At 67.0% G+C, this 15526-nt stretch carries 13 protein-coding genes and 1 pseudogene; 5 read left to right on the top strand and 9 right to left on the bottom strand.

Translation table 11 applies throughout. The features are described 5' to 3' along the window. Positions 1–24 precede the first annotated feature (24 nt). Genes NQU54_RS23935 through NQU54_RS23915 form a run of 5 tightly spaced genes read right to left on the bottom strand, consistent with a single transcriptional unit; the run spans position 25 to position 6658 of the window. Positions 25–1269, bottom strand: coding sequence for an MFS transporter (locus NQU54_RS23935; protein WP_257632961.1), 1245 nt, complete (start codon positions 1267–1269; stop codon positions 25–27). Positions 1270–1274: 5 nt separating this feature from the next. Further along, positions 1275–2270 (bottom strand): NAD-dependent epimerase/dehydratase family protein, encoded by a 996-nt coding sequence (locus tag NQU54_RS23930; protein WP_257632896.1) that lies wholly within the window; start codon positions 2268–2270, stop codon positions 1275–1277. Beyond that, on the bottom strand, positions 2267–2593 hold the full coding sequence (locus tag NQU54_RS23925; RefSeq protein ID WP_257632895.1) for a hypothetical protein: 327 nt from the start codon (positions 2591–2593) through the stop codon (positions 2267–2269). The genes NQU54_RS23930 and NQU54_RS23925 overlap by 4 nt, the downstream gene beginning before the upstream one ends. Continuing rightward, the gene (locus NQU54_RS23920) at positions 2580–4547 is read right to left on the bottom strand and encodes a hydantoinase B/oxoprolinase family protein (RefSeq protein ID WP_257632894.1); all 1968 of its coding nucleotides are present in this window, start codon (positions 4545–4547) and stop codon (positions 2580–2582) included. The genes NQU54_RS23925 and NQU54_RS23920 overlap by 14 nt, the downstream gene beginning before the upstream one ends. After that, positions 4547–6658, bottom strand: coding sequence for a hydantoinase/oxoprolinase family protein (locus NQU54_RS23915; RefSeq protein WP_257632893.1), 2112 nt, complete (start codon positions 6656–6658; stop codon positions 4547–4549). Before NQU54_RS23915 ends, NQU54_RS23920 begins: the two co-directional genes overlap by 1 nt. A 252-nt stretch (positions 6659–6910) precedes the next feature. Between NQU54_RS23915 and NQU54_RS23910 the strand changes: the two genes are divergently transcribed. The 5 genes from NQU54_RS23910 to dapA all read left to right on the top strand — a co-directional run bounded on the left by NQU54_RS23910 (position 6911) and on the right by dapA (position 11857). Continuing rightward, positions 6911–7813, top strand: a complete 903-nt coding sequence (locus NQU54_RS23910) for a LysR family transcriptional regulator (protein WP_257632892.1) — start codon at positions 6911–6913, stop codon at positions 7811–7813. Positions 7814–7926: 113 nt separating this feature from the next. Beyond that, positions 7927–8790: a fumarylacetoacetate hydrolase family protein gene (locus NQU54_RS23905; protein ID WP_257632891.1), complete on the top strand. Its 864-nt coding sequence runs from the start codon at positions 7927–7929 to the stop codon at positions 8788–8790. Beyond that, positions 8787–9719 carry an ornithine cyclodeaminase family protein gene (locus NQU54_RS23900; protein ID WP_257632890.1) on the top strand — a complete coding sequence of 311 codons (933 nt, stop codon included), beginning with the start codon at positions 8787–8789 and terminating at the stop codon, positions 9717–9719. Before NQU54_RS23905 ends, NQU54_RS23900 begins: the two co-directional genes overlap by 4 nt. Before the next feature lie 17 nt (positions 9720–9736). Then, on the top strand, positions 9737–10897 hold the full coding sequence (locus tag NQU54_RS23895) for a cupin domain-containing protein (protein ID WP_257632889.1): 1161 nt from the start codon (positions 9737–9739) through the stop codon (positions 10895–10897). 75 nt (positions 10898–10972) lie between these two features. Beyond that, complete coding sequence (gene dapA / locus NQU54_RS23890) at positions 10973–11857, top strand: 4-hydroxy-tetrahydrodipicolinate synthase (protein WP_257632888.1); 885 nt, start codon at positions 10973–10975, stop codon at positions 11855–11857. 85 nt (positions 11858–11942) lie between these two features. On the opposite strand, the gene NQU54_RS23885 is transcribed toward dapA, so the two are convergent. The 4 genes and pseudogenes from NQU54_RS23885 to NQU54_RS23870 form a co-directional block, all read right to left on the bottom strand. After that, positions 11943–12740 (bottom strand): SDR family NAD(P)-dependent oxidoreductase, encoded by a 798-nt coding sequence (locus tag NQU54_RS23885; RefSeq protein ID WP_257632887.1) that lies wholly within the window; start codon positions 12738–12740, stop codon positions 11943–11945. A gap of 870 nt (positions 12741–13610) precedes the next feature. After that, positions 13611–14234: pseudogene (locus NQU54_RS23880) on the bottom strand (acyl-CoA dehydrogenase family protein); the annotation flags it as partial. 24 nt (positions 14235–14258) lie between these two features. Beyond that, positions 14259–14516, bottom strand: a complete 258-nt coding sequence (locus NQU54_RS23875; RefSeq protein ID WP_257632964.1) for a P-loop NTPase family protein — start codon at positions 14514–14516, stop codon at positions 14259–14261. A gap of 90 nt (positions 14517–14606) precedes the next feature. Continuing rightward, positions 14607–15344 carry an SDR family oxidoreductase gene (locus NQU54_RS23870; protein WP_257632886.1) on the bottom strand — a complete coding sequence of 246 codons (738 nt, stop codon included), beginning with the start codon at positions 15342–15344 and terminating at the stop codon, positions 14607–14609. Positions 15345–15526: the final 182 nt, after the last annotated feature.

The raw sequence follows: 15526 nt of genomic DNA, 5'->3' as shown, positions 1-15526 counted from the left end.
GGCGGGGGCGTCGGCCCTGGCTGGTCACACTGGGTCTCTGACGCCGTTGAGGCTGATCGGCCGCTCGGACCCCCGCCGGGGATGCGGCAGGAAGACGATGAGCAGCGCTCCGACCGCCGCGGGCAGCGCGAAGGCGTAGAAGTTCCACGTCGACGGCAGGTGGGAGTCCAGCAGCACTCCTCCGTACAGAGGGCCGGCGATCCCGCCCAGGCGGCCCAGGGCCAGAGCGGTGCCGAGTGCGGTCGCCCTGAACTCGGCCGGGTATCTGCCGGCGATGTACACATTGAGCAGGATCTGGGTGCCCAGGCTGCCGATGCCGGCGAGGACCACGGCGATGTACACCACCAGCATCGACAGGGGCTGGCTCAGCGTGGCGACGCCCACGACGGCCGTCATGAAAGAGATGATCACTGTCCGCCGAGAGCCGATCCGGTCAGCCAACTTGCCCATGACGACAGGACCGACGGCTGTGCCCAGATTGAGGACGACGAGGAATGTCAGTGCCGATCCGAGGGGGTATCCCGCGGTGCGCATGAGAACGGGCAGCCAGGTGGACAGCCCGAAGACCACCAGCAACGCGCTGAACATCGCCGCGCCGAACATGATGGTCGTGAGGAGATAGGGGCGGGTGAACAGTACGGCGAAGCGCCGTAGACCGGAGTACTCGGCCGCCTCCTGCCCGGCTGTGGGCAGATCCGCCGAACGGGGCAGATGGACGTAGGCGAGAGGCAGCACGATCAGCGCGGCCAGCCCCCCGGCCAGGAACTCGAAGCGGAAGCCCAGGCCGGGTACGAGAGTGGCGGCGATGACGGCGGCCAGGGCGCCCCCGACTCCTGCTCCGGCGAAGGCCAGGGTGGTGTAGAGATTGCGGCGATGGTCGGGGGCGTACTCGTAGACGAGCGCCGCGACGGTGGGCAGTACCCCTCCGACACCGAGCCCGACCGCGAATCGGCTGACGCCGAAGAACTCCGCGTTCGGCGCCATTCCGCAGGCGAGCATCGCCCCCGAGAACAGGGAGACGCTGATGAGGACGAGCCGTCGGCGACCGATCAGGTCCGCGGCCCATCCCATGAGGAGAGCGCCGAAAAGCATACCGATGGGGGTGAGGCTGCCGAGGAAGCCCGCCTGGCTGGACGTCAGTCCCCAGCCCGAGTCCGCCAGGAGGTGCGGCAGGGTGGCGCCGAAGGCGATGACGTCGTAGCCCTCGAGGACCATGCAGACAGCGCACAGCAAGAGGACGGCCGAGGTGCGGGGAGCCGCCTGGGGCATGGCGATCACCAACTGCTCTCGTCGGTCTGGGCCTGTGGCTCGATCCCCAGACGCGTCAGCGACTCGACGTAGTCGGCGACACCTGACGTCAGGTCGAACTCGGGCTCGTAGCCGAGGTCACGGCGTGCGCGGGTGATGTCCATGACACCGTGCACGGGGCCGATGCCGAGATATTCGAACCCTCGGCCGATGGTGATGTCGGCAGACGGGTACTGAGCGCGCACCGCGTCCGCGAAATCTTCCAGTGTGGAGCGTACGCCCGTGCCGATGTTGTACACCCAGGAGCCGAGGTTCGTGCTGGTACAGGCGCGCACGATGGCCTGGGCGACGTCCTTGGCGTACATCATGTCGTCGCCCTGCTGGCCTCCGCGGCCGACGGTGGCGGGAACGCCCAGCATCGCGTTCTCGATGATGCGACTGTGGACTCCGACGGGACCGTGGCGGGCCTTCTTTCCCGGTCCGTAGATCGCGCCGAACCGCAGGGCCACGAAGTCCATGCCGAAACGCTCGGCGTATACCCGTCCGGCCTCCTCGCTCAGGATCTTGGAGGCGCCGTATGCCCGCAGACCGGGTGTGGGGCCGCGGGGGTAATCCTCGGTGACCGGCACATAGGTGGGGTGGGCGAACTCGCCCGTGATCGGGGCGTACACCGCCTTGGAACTGGTGTAGACGACCCGTCGCACCTCCGCCTGGCGCGCGGCTTCCAGTACTCCGACCGAGCCCAGTGCGTTGACTTCGAATGCCCGGTAAGGATCGGACGGCGCCACCACGACGGCGGCGAGATGGGCGACGGTGTCGATGCGTCGGCTGGTCATCAGCCGACTCAGCCCCTCGACGTCCATCAGATCCTGTTGCACGAACTCGAAGTGGGGTTCCAGGTCGGGCAGCAGGTCGAAGTCCGGACGCACATCCAGCACGGTGACCTGGTGGCCTTCGGCCAGGAGTCGTCGTACGGCCCAGGCGCCGTTGACACCGAGACCGCCGGTGACCAGAACCTTCATGGCGTCTCTCCGTTCCGTGCGGGCACAGTCTCGGTGAACAGTGCGGTGAAACATCCCGGGCAGAATCCCTGGCGCAGCACGACGTCCATGTCGAGGTAGTGACGAGCGTTGTCGTTGAGGTGGGGGCCGGCGGTGCTCGGGGCGCCCTCGAAGACCTTGGTCAGCCGGTGGCGCCAGTCGGGACCCGCGGGTGCCACCGGGGTGTCGCAGTGCCGGCACACGTAGTGCGGGGAGCCGTCCATCAGGCGCTGAACGAGGTTGTCGTCCACGGCCTGCTCGTCGGCGAGCATCTGATGCGCGGTGTTGGTGTCAGCCTTGGACACGGTTCCTCCTGTCGGCACGGACGGCTTCGCGGCATGCGGCGGTGGCTGCCGCGTTGACGGTGAACGAGTCGTCGAGGACGACGCCGTAGACCGTGCGCGCCGCATCGCGCGACACCTTCAGTTCACGGACATCCGCGGCGACCAGTTCCGGGTCGCGGAGCACCGGGTCTCCGTATCCGCCGCCGCCTTGCCACCGCATCACGTAGACGTCGCCCTGCTGGAGGAGACTCTCCTCCTGGTTGGAGGGGAACTCGGGGGTGCCGCCGAGTTCCGCCACCGTGGAAGGCAGCTCACCCCGGGCGAGCAGTTCCGCCGCGTCGGATCCGCGTACGGCGATGTCCTCCTGTGCGGCTCCGGGGTGGCCTCCGGCCAGGCCGCGATTCATCGAAACGGCCTTCCCCGAACCGGAGATGACCTGATAGATGGGCGCCGGACTGTGGTAGGGGGTGAAGGCGACGCTGCCGCTCAGGCCGCCGCGATAGCGGCCGGGACCACCCGAGTCGGTCTCCTCGCGTCGCCACAGGTAGAGCAGGGGTGTGGTGAACTCATTCATCTCGACGTCCGGGACCTTGCCCATGGGGATGAACGGCAGACCGGCCGTGTCGACACCATCGTGGTCGCTGCCCGCACCGAAGCCACCGGCCATCGGTTCCAGAATGGAGGTCGCGAACGGTGCGCCGTGCTGGTTGAGGCCGGCGACGATACTGAGGTCCCAGCTGCCACAGCAGACGCTGGCCACCGAGGACCGGGTCGACGGATGCGTGTCCAGCATCTGCGACAGGCACTCCATCACCGCGTTGGTGGTCGCCCAGGAGGATGCGACCGAGCCCTTGCCGACAGCGGCCGGGAAGGTGGCGTTGTTCAGGGTGCCGGGTTCACTGATGATGTCGACGCACCGCATGATGCCGCCGGGCGCCCATGGCAGGTCGCCGCAGAGCAGGGGCATCATGGCCGAGATGATCCCGCCGTAGAGTCCGGTGAAGGTGCAGTTGATCATGCCGGACTGCTCATCGGTCCCGGTGAAGTCGAACAGCAGGTCGGAGCCGGTCTTGGTGAGCTTCAGCCGGATCGCGTGCGCCTCGCGGTCGCCGGTGTGCGACTGCTCCTGGTGATTGACGGCGGTCCAGGTGCCGTCCGGGATCGTGGCCAGCCTGTCCCGCAACCGCTGCTCGGCGTCGCGCATCTGCAACTGCATGACCTGCTGGACCGTATCCGCGTCGAATTTGCGGATCAGCTCTGCGATGCGCTCGTGGCCCAGCTTGTTGGCCCCTACCTTTGCCCGCAAATCCAGGGCGACCAGTTTGGGGATGCGGGAGCGGCGTACGTACGCGTCCTCGACGTCACATTGGATCACTCCACCGCGTACCACCTTGATCGGCGGCATGGGCAGTGACTCCCAGAAGACATCTTCGGCGCGCGGGGTCCAGCTGCCGGGGCTCACTCCGCCGACGTCCAGTTGGTGGGCGACGGCCGCGGTCCAGCCGAACAGCTTTCCGTCGTGGAACAGGGGGGCGAAGAGGGCCACGTCGTTCTGATGGAGGCCACCACCCACCCACGGGTCGCTGCACAGAAACATGTCACCCGGCTCGATGCCCGGGTTGTCGGCGCGATTCCGCAGGATCCAGCCGATGGCCAGCCCGATCGACGCGACAAGCTGGGTGTTGTACGGGCCGACCTGCACGATGTGTCCGTAAGGGTCGGTGAGCGCCACATCGAAGTCGTTGCAATCGGTGACCACAAGGGAGCCGCTCATGCGGCGCAGTGCGTCGCCCATCAGGTCGGTGATGGCGAAAATGCGGTTGCGTACGACCTCATAGGTGAGCGGGTCGACCTCGACGCCGCTGAGGTCCGTGGGGTACAGCGGCAGGTGCTCGGGAAGGTCCGTACGGATCTCTTCGTTCGTATACGGCCTGCTGGCGAAGATCTCCGAGCCGGGTACGGGCGTCACAGCCATCATGGCCTCCGGTCATCAAGGTGAAGAATGATGTTGCGCAGGGAGTCCACCTGAGCCGAGGCGTCGCGGGGTACGACGACGGTGGTGGTGCCGGCCTCGACGATCGCCGGGCCTTCGAGACGGTGTCCGTGGGTGAGGCGGGCGTAGTCGTAGATCGCCGTCACCTCCCACCCCCTGCGTGAGTCCAGGAAGACTCGCCGGGTGCCGCTGAGCGCACCCCTGGCGTCCTCGCTCTCCGCCTTGCGGGCGATCGGCAGCTCAGGAGTGAAGGCGGTGGAGCCGATGCCGAAGACACGGTGGTTGATCAGCTGGAAGCCGGCGTCGGCGTACCCCGTTCCGTGACCGAACATTTGTTCGTACGTGTGTTCGAAGTCGGATATCACGGTGTCCATGTCGGCGTCGGTGAGCGGGCCCGAGCCCACCGGTGTCGGAACTTCGAACATCTGCGCCGTATAGCGGATGTCGAGCTGCCGGCGCATGCCGATGGAGGTGAACGACACCCCTTGAGCCTCGAGCCGAGCGGTGAGTCCTGCCTCGAGTTCGGCGAATTGCCGCTCGACCCGCGCCGCGTCGAAGGGGTAGGTCGCGGGGTTCGAGAGTTCGGCGGACAGCACGACATCGGATGTGGTGAGGCCGTACGCCGAGAACGCGTTGGCGTCACCCAGCGGGATATAGATCTCCTTGATCCCGAGATCGGCGCCGTAGGCGAAGCAGTGCGCGGGACCGCCACCGCCGAAGGCGTAGAGGACGAAATCGCGAGGATCGTGGCCCTGCCCGACCACCACCCGGCGCAGCAGGTCGGCGGTCTGGGCGTTCTGGATCTCGAAGACCGCGGCAGCGGCCTGCTCGGCATCAAGGCCGAGAGGTGCGCCGATCCGGGTCTCCAAGGCCTTGCGCGCCCGATCGACGTCCAGCCTCTTGGTGCCTTCCGCGAACGTCTTCGGATCGAGGATGCCCAGGACGAGGTTGGCGTCGGTCACCGTCGGCTCTTCGCCGTCCCGGCCGAAGCAGGCGGGCCCCGGGCGGGCGCCGGCACTGCGCGGGCCGACGCGCAGATTGCCTCCCGCGTCCAGCCAGGCGATCGCACCGCCGCCCGAGCCGATCGAGGTGACGTTGACCATCGGGGTGCTGACGGTGAACTGGTTCAGCGTGGTGGAGCTGGAGTACACCGGTTCCCCGTCGACCACCAGGCCGACCAGGAACGTCGTGCCGCCGATGTCGGAGGTGATGATATTGCGGTGGCCCAGTTTGCGGCCGAGGTTACGGGCTCCGACCACGCCGCCGGTGAGTACTGAACCGATGGTCGTGATGGCCTGTGCGGGTGCGTCCTGCGCCGAGACCGTTCCCCCGCTTCCTTGCATCACCAGCAGCGCGCCGTTCAGTCCGCGGAGCTCGAGTTCCTCGGTGAGCGGTGCCAGATAGTCCCGCAGGGTCGGACCGACCTGCGCGTTCATGACGGTGGTCACGGTCCGCTCGTATTCGCGGATCTTGGGGCTGAGGTCACTGCTCAGGCATATATAGGTGCCCGGGCTCTCTTCCTCAATAATCTTGCGCAGCCGGATTTCATGCTCCGGATTGACAAAGGACCACAGCAGGCTCACCGCTATCGCGGCCACACCGTCTTCCAGTAGTTCCCGGATGGCGACGCGTGCCTTGTCCTCGTCGAGACGTACGACGACGTTTCCCTGGTAGTCGACGCGCTCGGTGATCTCCTTCACCATGCGTTTGGGTAGGAGCGGCGGAGGCTTGCGTGTCGCCGCGACGTTCTGGATCTCCTCCGGCCCAAGGCCGGCGTACCGGCCCTCGACATTCATGATGTAAATTGAGTCGCGGTGCCCTTTTGTGGTCAGCAGTCCAACCCGGGAGACGTTTCCGGTGACCAATGCGTTGAGAGCCGCCGTTGTTCCGTGACAGATGTAGTCCACATCGGACAGCGTCGATTCACGGGACCGACCGAGCTTGCGGCCGATCTCGTCCACGGCGTTGAGAAATCCCTCCGCAAAATCGGGCGGGGTGGATGGAACTTTGGCGGTGGTGATGTTGCCCTGATCATCACCCAGAAATGCGTCGGTGAACGTGCCACCGATATCTATCCCGAGAATGGCACTCATGTTGTCCCTAGCTCCAAGCATGGCTAAGCCGATCGGCCACGAAGAGGAGTCAAATACCAGGCGCTTTGTTGTCGGCCCAGCAGAGGTACTTGACCCGGCGCATTCATCTCAAGAGATGCGGCGTTGCCGAGTAACTCTAGAGGCATCCAAGCCATATGCATAGTAACGCTTGTTCGATGAATCCATAACGGATACCTTATGGAGAACTGCCAGTGAGGCAGGAACTGAACGACCGTGCGGGAGGGCCGCCCCATGGAATCCCAACTTTCGCTGCGCAGGCTCGAGGTCTTCTGCCTCGTGGTGGAGGAAGGCAGCGTGACGCGCGCCGCCGAGCGGCTGAGGGTCGCCCAGCCAGCGGTCTCCAGCCAGCTCCGCGCGCTGGAGCAATGGATCGGGGCGCGGCTGTTCGTCCGGACCTCCGGTCGCATGGTGCTGACCGAGGCGGGCACCCGGGCCCACCTGTGGGCCCGGGAGATGCTGGCCAGGTGTATGCAGGTCCGCCGCGACGTGGAGGAGCTGACACTCGGCACGGGAGGCAGTGTTGTGCTCGCCTCCAGCCTGGCCGTCGGCACCTATCTGCTGCCGCCCCTGATGACAGCGTTGCGCGCCGAGCGGCCCGGAGCCGATATCACCGTCCATGTCACCCAGCCGGAACACGCACTGCACGCCGTGGAGATCGGCGAAGTCGACTTCGCCGTGATGACCCGCGACGAACGCGCACTCCCCACCTCCATCGTCGCCGAGACGCTGCTGGACGAGCCCTTGATCCTGTGCGCCAGTCCGGGTGGGCCGCCTACGGCGGACTCCGTCTCGCTGAGCGCCCTTCCCAAACTGCCCATGGTGGGAGTGCCCAGGCATGTGGCGTTTCAGCGGAGCATCGACACTCAGCTACAGGAACTGGGCGTCGGGGAGCTCGACACGGTCATTCGACTCGGCCATGCCGAGGCGATCAAGGCAGCGGTCATCGAGCACGGCTGGGCGGCGCTCTTCCCCCGCTACTCAGTGGAACGTGATCTCGCGGAGGGAAGACTTCGGGCGATCGAGTTCACCGACGGAGCCCTGCACGAACGCATCGGGCTGTTCTACCGGACGGACAAGTACTTCTCTCCCCTACAGGCGTCCGCACTGGACGCCATCAGGCTGGCGGGGCGGTAGTCATCGCCAGTACATAAACAATGCGTTATGAAGAATAAAAGAAAACGTTAATGGACTTATGTTCCTTGTTTACCTAGCGTGGTGGGCACAGAGCCGAGCAAGGAGCACACCCGATGAAGCTGGCGCGCTTCCACACACCACCTGACGGATCCGGGGCGTCGTTCGGTGTGGTCGACGGAGACGAAGTGGTTGACCTGGGGCACCGCATGGCCTCCTTCGAGGCGATGCTGACCGAACTCCACAACGCCACGCCACGCCCTGACGATCCCCGCTGGCCCATCAGCACCGTCACATGGCAGCCCCCCATCGGGCCGCACGCCAAGGTCGTGTGCGTCGGGTACAACTACCCGTCCCACGCCGTGGAGTCCCAGGAGGCGCCGCCCGAGTGGCCCACCCTGTTCACCCGTTTCCCCGACTCCTTCGTCGGCGCGGGGCGTTCGGTGGTCCGCCCGTACGACACGGATTCCCTGGACTGGGAGGGCGAAGTGGCCTTCGTGGTCGGTCACCCGGCGCGCCGGGTGACCGCCGACCGCGCGGGCCGGCATATCGCGGGCTTCACCTGCATGGCGGAGAACAGTGTGCGGGACTGGCAGTTGCACACGCGGCAGGCAACCGCGGGCAAGAACTGGTACGCCAGCGGCTCCTGCGGGCCCTGGCTCGTCACCCCCGACGAACTGGGGGACGGTCCACTGCGGGTGACCACCCGGCTCAACGGCACAGTCGTGCAGGACGACTCGACCGATCGGCTGACCTTCTCCTTCGGCGAGCTGCTCGCGTACATCAGCGCCTTCACCCCACTGCGACCCGGCGATGTCATCGCCACCGGGACCCCTCAGGGCATCGGCCACCGCCAAGATCCCCCCCGGTATCTGCGCCCGGGAGACGAGCTCGAAGTCGAAGTGGCGGGCATCGGCGTGCTCCGGAACCCGGTCGCCGACGAGGCTCGCTCCTTGAACCCCGCGGAGGTACACCGATGAGCCCCTACCAGTGGAGCGACCGGGACGTCGAAGCCCGCGCGGACCTTCCGTCCGTCATCGACGCCGTACAAGGTGTCCTGGAGCACGAGGCGACGGGTGCCGCCTGGAACATCGACAAGACCATGGCCACGTGGTCGCCCATGAGTAGCGCCCATGCGCTGGGCGCGATCGACACCGAGGAACAACTCGTCGTCTTCAAAACCTGGGTCAACACCCCGGCCGGAGCGACGGCCCTCCTCACCGCCTTCTCCGCCGCCGACGGCAGCCTGCGGGCCTCGCTGCAAGCCGGGGTGGCCGGTGCCCTGCGTACCGCCGCGGTCTCGGGAATCGCCACCCGCTGGATGAGCCACCCGGACGCCGATGAACTCGCCGTCCTGGGCACGGGGCGCCAGGCCCTGCGCCAAGTGGCCGCGATCGCCGCGGTCCGGAAACTGCGCCGGGTCCGCGTCTGGAGCCGTACCCCCGAGCGAGCAGTGGGCTTCGCCGCCCAGGTGCAAACGGACCTCGGGCTCGCCGCTGAAGCGTTCCCCACGGTTGAGGCAGCGTCCCAGGACGCTCCCATCGTCACGCTGATCACCCGTGCCACCGACCCGTTCTTCACCCTTGACGCCCTGGCCGAAGGGGCCCACCTCAACGCGGTCGGCGCGATCCTTCCCGCCAACGCGGAATTCGACGCGGCTCTGTTGGCGTCCTCAGCACTCACCGTGGTCGACAGCGTGTCCAACGCGCGACGAGGCTCACGCGAACTGGGCGAATTCTTCGGCGACGACTGGACTTCGGTCCACCGGCTCGCCGATCTGGTCACCGGCAAGGTGGCCCGACCTGAGCGGCCACGCTGCACCGTCTTCAAGGGCATGGGCATGGGACTGTCCGACCTTTCGGTCGCCGCACTGCTGCTCCGCGGCGCCCGACTCTCTCCACAGAAATAGACCAAGGAGCCGTTACCGTGAGCGTCACTTCTTCCCCCTCAGACATCGACGCCCTCCCCGCCGCACCGGATGTGCACGCCCGGTTCGTGGACATCAGCGGGCAGGAGCCCGAGCCGATCCGGCCCTGGGCACCGGTGAAGATCTCCCGGGCCCGGATCGAGGCGGAGATCGAGCGCCTCGCCTCTCTCCCCCAGCCGGCAAACGGCCGTCGAGGCACTCTCATCGTGCATCCGGACGCTGTGGGCCTCGGTCCGGGACTCGCTCCCGGCGTTGACGTTACCATCGACGTGCTCAAGCCGGGCGAGCGGACCACACCGCTGCGGCGCAACACGGGGCAGGTCGAGATCGGTATCAGCGGCCGCGGCGTTGTCCACGTCGTCGGCAGGTCCACGCGCATGGAGCGCTGGGACGTGTGCAGCATCCCCTCGATGAAGGGCCATTACTTCGAGAACGACGGCGACGAACTCTGGGTTCGATTGAGCTACTCCAATGCTCCGCTCCTGGCCAAGCTCGGAGTTCTCTACAGTGAGCCGCTCACCGACCAGCAGATGGCCGCGGGCCCCAGTGTCCCGCCTTCCGCCGACCGCAGGTCCGAGCGCTACATCCGCGAAACCGCCCCCGACATCGAACTCAACGACTCCGGCGCCCGGCTGCGGGGTTACGAATACCTCGTAGACATCGAGGTTGTCGAAAACAACCCGCTGCACTGGGCCTGGCGCGAGGTCCGCGAGCACCTGTCCTGGGAGGAGGGCGACGGCAAGCGGACGATCATGGCCCTGTACAACCCGGCGACCGAACGCCGCAACGGGGCCACCCACAGCTTCTTCGTGACCGCCTCCTCGATGCCGCCCGGCGTCGCGGCGCAGCCGCTGCGCCGCGGCCACCGACACAGCTCCGTCGCCATCAATTATCACTTCCTCGGCTCCGGCAAGAGCGTCGTCGAAGGACACGTCGTCGACTGGAGCGCCGGCGACCTGCTGCTGTCGGCCCCCGGGTGGAGCGAGCACGACCACTACCACGGCCCCGACGGCTTCGGCGTCTTCACCGTCCAGGACCACCCCCTGCACATCGGCATGGAATCGCTGATCTGGCAGGAGAAGATGTCCGGCCCGATCCTCGCCCTCGGTTCCGAAGCCGGCCAGACCGGATATGTCGGCCCCCGTACGACAGGCGCCTGAGGTGCGCGAACGAGCACACGACGAGGTGAGGACCGCATGAAGTTCCGTAGCGATCCGACGCAGATCAAGGGTTCCGTGGCTCCCGTCATCACGCCTTTCACAAGCGACGGCACCCTGGACCTGCCATCCCTGCGGGGTCTGGTCCGCCGACAACTGGAGGCCGGCTCACACGGCATCTCGATCGGCGGCTCCACAGGAGAACCGGGAGCCCAGTCCGTCGCGGAGCGGATCGAGGCCATCAAGGCAGTCGCCGAGGAAGTCGCCGACGCGGTGCCGTTCCTTCCTGGCACGGGCTCCGCCAAGCTCGGCGAAACCGTGGAAATCACCGCTGCCGCCCAGAGCGCGGGCGCCGATGCCGCCCTGATCATCACCCCCTACTACGCACGCCCCACCCAGGAGGGCCTGTATCAGTGGTACGCGACGATCGCCCGTGAGTTCCCCGACCTGCCGCTGATCATCTACAACGTGCCTTCGCGCACCGCTGTCGACATCGCGCCCGGCACCGTCAACAGTCTCTACCGCGACTTCGGCAACATCGTGGGCATCAAGGAAACGACCAAGGACTTCGAACACTTCTCGCGCGTCCTGCACAAGACCGGCACCGGCTTCCTGGTGTGGTCCGGGATCGAACTGCTCGGCCTGCCCCTCCTCGCACTCGGTGGCCGCGGCTTCATCAGCGCCGTGTCCAATCTGGCTCCGGCTGCCGTGGCCCGCATGTACGAAGCGTGGGAAGCCGGAGACCACGCCACGGCGCGCGAATTGCACTACGGTCTGCATCCTTTGGTGGATCTGCTGTTCGTCGAGACCAATCCGGCTCCTTTGAAGTACGTCCTCCACAAGCAGGGCCTCATCTCATCGGCACGTGTCCGCGAACCGCTCACCGCGCTGACCGCGCAGGGGACCCTGCGCGTCGAGGAACTGTTGAGGGAAGGCTCTGGACTCCTTGACGGCGAAAGCTGAGCCCCGAGCCGCCGGTCGCTAGTTGGTCCGGCACCCACATGTGCTCGGGGGCGCCGCTGTGGCGGGGCCCCCGAGCATCTGTTGGTCAGCGTCCGATGTGGTGGCCGCCTTCGGCGGGGATGATGGCGCCGGTGGTCCAGCGGCTTTCGTCGGACAGCAGGAACAGGGCGGCGCGGGCCATGTCGTCGGCCAGGGCGATCTGGTTCATCGGGGCCATGGAGGCCAGGTGCTCCTGGAGCTCGATGGGCAGCGTGTCCCACATCTCGGTGCGGGTGGAGCCCGGTGCGAGGGAGTTGACGCGCACGTTGGCGGAGGCCAGTTCCAGGGCCGCGCTCTTGGTGAGGCCGTTGACGGCCCATTTCGAGGCGACGTACTCCGAGATGCCCGCCACTCCGACCATGCCGCCGACGGAGGAGACGTTGACGATCGAGCCGCCCTGGGCGGCGAGCAGCGCGGGGATCTCGTGCTTCATGGACAGGAAGACACCCCTGGCGTTGACCTCCATGACCCGGTCGTAGGCATCGGTGTCCTTCTCATGCAGTGGTGTGCCGTCGCTGGTGATGCCGGCGCTGTTGAGCGCGCCGTCGAGGCGGCCGAACCGCTTGACCGCGGCGGCCACGGCGGCTTCCACCGTGGCCTCCTCGGTCACATCCAGTGGCACGGCGATGACCTGGTTGTCGGCGGTCGACAGCTCGGCCGCCAGCGTCTGGAGGCGGTCGGTGCGCCGGGCACCGGCCACGACGTGTGCCCCTTCGGCGGCGAAGCGACGCGTGGCGGCTTCGCCCATGCCGGCGGACGCGCCGGTGATCAGGATGACCTTGCCCTCCAGCCGGCGGGCCTGGATGGTCACCGGTGCGGGGTGGTGATTGGGGTGGGACGTCATGATGGTGTTCTCCGAACGTAAGAGACATGGGCGACGCGCAAGCGAACCCCCGAAACCCAGCTCAGCGGCCGAGCACGGTCTTCAATGCCCGGGCGCCACCCTGGCGGCCAGGCATCGCGGCCGCCTCCATCACCGTGCCCTCCAGCCTCCGCCGGCACCAGAGACCGCTTCTGCCTAGGACTGGCAGGGCGATGCTCGCCCGTTGTCTCCGAGCGACAACGAATACGTCGATCGCAACGAACCCGTGCATGCCATCCCGCAGGGCATCATGCCGGGTCGTGGCGATACGTCGAGATGTCAATGTTCGGCCGCTCCCGGTCTCCAGGTGCTCGCCACGCCTCAGCGGACCCGCCGCACGGATGGGCTCCCATTCGGTCGTCACCGCACGATCGACGGTTGTCTCATCCTCTTCCAGATGCTCAAACCGGCCGAGCCATAAAGCCCAGCAACCCACCCGTGCCGTATCGTCGATGCGCATGGAACGCCTCGGTTGACGAAGCAGCCAGAGGCCGGACGGGCCTGAAACGTCACGACGGCGCAGTGAAATCGACGACTCACGTCCATTGCCTCGCGGAGGCAGCCGTGGCACTGCGGGCAGCCGCCCGCGACCTGCCGGGCGCACGGCCCACCGCCGAGGCAGAGGAGCCACCGATACTCGGCCTGCTGTCCTTCCGGGCTCCTCTAAAGTTAGTAGTGGAATCGCCAGGCGACGCCACTGCCATCGCCGCACGCGTCCGGCACCGGAGCTAGTGACCTCGGGCGATCCGACCGCTGCGCCGTTCGCGCAAGGTGGTGTGCGGTCCGAGGTCTGGTGGCGGAACGAGAAGAGCTGCTCGTGCGCCCACGGGGGCCGTAGCTGCTGCCTCGCACCTACGGGAGGTTGCGGGCCATGACGATCCGCTGGACCTGATTCGTACCTTCATAGATCTGCGTGATCTTGGCATCGCGCATCATCCGCTCCACCGGATAGTCGCGTGTGAAGCCATAGCCGCCCAGGAGTTGTACGGCGTCTGTGGTGATCTGCATGGCGGCATCCGAGGCGAAGCACTTGGCCGCAGCTCCGCAGAAGGTGAGGTCGGAGTCGACGCGCTCGGACTTGGCGGTCGCGGCATAGGTGAGCTGGCGGGCGGCCTCCAGCTTCATCGCCATGTCGGCGAGCATGAACTGCACGCCCTGGAAGTCGCCGATCGGCTTGCCGAACTGCTTGCGCTCCCGGGCGTACCCCTTGGCATGGTCCAGCGCGCCCTGGGCGATACCGAGGGCCTGCGCCGCGATGGTGACACGGGTGTGGTCCAGCGTCTTCATCGCCGTCGCGAAGCCGGTGCCCTCGGTACCGATCATGCGGTCGGCCGGGATTCGCACGTGGTCGAGGTACACCTCACGGGTCGGCGCCCCCTTGATGCCCAGCTTCTTCTCCGGCGCGCCGAACGACACGCCCTCGTCGGACTTCTCGACGACGAACGCGGAGATGCCCTTCGACCGCTTGCTCAGGTCCCTGCCGCGACGGCCTCGACCCACTCACGGCTCACGCGGGCGCTTGCGCAGGGTTCCAGCGACGTGCGGCCGAGCTCCATGATGACCCAGCCGCCACCCTTCTTCCGCCACTGCGCCCTTCAGCATCACGGCGACCTCCGCCCTGAGATGGCGGACCACGTCAAGGTCGTGAGGAATGAGCAGGTACGTCACCTGTGTTTCACGCTGGATGTCAATCAGCAGGTCGAGGATGCGCGCCTGGTCAATGATCGTCGTTCCGTCGTTTCCACTAGGGCATGCCACCCACCCCACAGGCCGGGGGGCCTTTGTTGCCGTGTGACCGCGTAGAGCAGCCCCTCGGGTGCGGGTGTCCGCACCGGAAGGGCGGGGAGGTCAGCTCTGGGCCGTGGGCCGGACGACGATCTCGTTCACGTCGACCGTGGCAGGCTGTTCGATCGCGAAAGCGATGGCCCGGGCGATGGCGTCGGGCGGGATCGCGATGCGGTCCCGCATCTTCGTGATCTCTGCTCTGACCTGGCTGTTGGTTGACGCCTCGGCGAAGTCGGTCGCAATTGGGCCGGGTGAGACGGTGGTCACCCGCAGGGAGTCGCCGGCTTCCTGGCGCAGTCCTTCGCAGATGGCACGGACCGCGAACTTGGTGCCCGCGTAGACGGCCATGGTCGGCACGATGCGAAACGCCGCCGTGGAGGCGGTGGTGATGAAGTGGCCGGTGCCCTGCGCACGGAAGACCGGCAACGCGGCGCCGATCCCGTGCAGCACGCCCTTCACGTTGACGTCGACCATATGGTCCCACTCGTCGACGCGCAGATCGTCGAGAGGCGAGATCGTGCCGACTCCGGCATTGCTGACGAGTACGTCGAGTCGGCCGAATCGCTCACCGGCCAGCGCGACCAGAGCTTGCAGGTTGTCCCGCCTGGTCACGTCGGTGCGGATCTGCACGGCTGCGCCACCCGCCTTCTCGATCCGGGCCACCAGTTCCGCCAGCCGTTCGGACCGGCGTGCGCCGAGGACGAGTCGCGCGCCGCGTTCGGCGAGCAGCAGCGCGGTTGCCTCACCGATGCCGCTGCTGGCTCCGGTGATCGCCACCACTTTGCCGTTGATTTCGGACATGAAGTTGTCCTCTCCGTTCTCGGTACCGGGGCCGGGGTGCCGAGCGGCAGCGGGTCCTGGAGAAGCGTCCGGAAGCCGCTGCGCACTGGGCCGCCGGGTGCCGGTGTGACCGTGTGAGGCCGTCGGCAGTGCCGCGGCCCGTGCTCGCACACCAGTCTCCGGGGACATTAGCCTGGTATCCA

Source organism: Streptomyces malaysiensis subsp. samsunensis (genome assembly GCF_024519315.1).
Taxonomy (GTDB): domain Bacteria; phylum Actinomycetota; class Actinomycetes; order Streptomycetales; family Streptomycetaceae; genus Streptomyces; species Streptomyces malaysiensis.
The sequence above is the reverse complement of the archived record's forward strand: the minus strand, read 5'-3'. Positions and strand labels throughout refer to the sequence as shown.

Coding starts and splice junctions, on each gene's coding strand:
- NQU54_RS23930 (WP_257632896.1), bottom strand. CDS start 2,270: ATGAAGGTTCTGGTCACCGGCGGTCTCGGTGTCAACGGCGCCTGGGCC.
- NQU54_RS23920 (WP_257632894.1), bottom strand. CDS start 4,547: ATGGCTGTGACGCCCGTACCCGGCTCGGAGATCTTCGCCAGCAGGCCG.
- NQU54_RS23900 (WP_257632890.1), top strand. CDS start 8,787: ATGAGCCCCTACCAGTGGAGCGACCGGGACGTCGAAGCCCGCGCGGAC.
- NQU54_RS23905 (WP_257632891.1), top strand. CDS start 7,927: ATGAAGCTGGCGCGCTTCCACACACCACCTGACGGATCCGGGGCGTCG.
- NQU54_RS23910 (WP_257632892.1), top strand. CDS start 6,911: ATGGAATCCCAACTTTCGCTGCGCAGGCTCGAGGTCTTCTGCCTCGTG.
- NQU54_RS23935 (WP_257632961.1), bottom strand. CDS start 1,269: ATGCCCCAGGCGGCTCCCCGCACCTCGGCCGTCCTCTTGCTGTGCGCT.
- NQU54_RS23870 (WP_257632886.1), bottom strand. CDS start 15,344: ATGTCCGAAATCAACGGCAAAGTGGTGGCGATCACCGGAGCCAGCAGC.
- NQU54_RS23915 (WP_257632893.1), bottom strand. CDS start 6,658: ATGAGTGCCATTCTCGGGATAGATATCGGTGGCACGTTCACCGACGCA.
- NQU54_RS23885 (WP_257632887.1), bottom strand. CDS start 12,740: ATGACGTCCCACCCCAATCACCACCCCGCACCGGTGACCATCCAGGCC.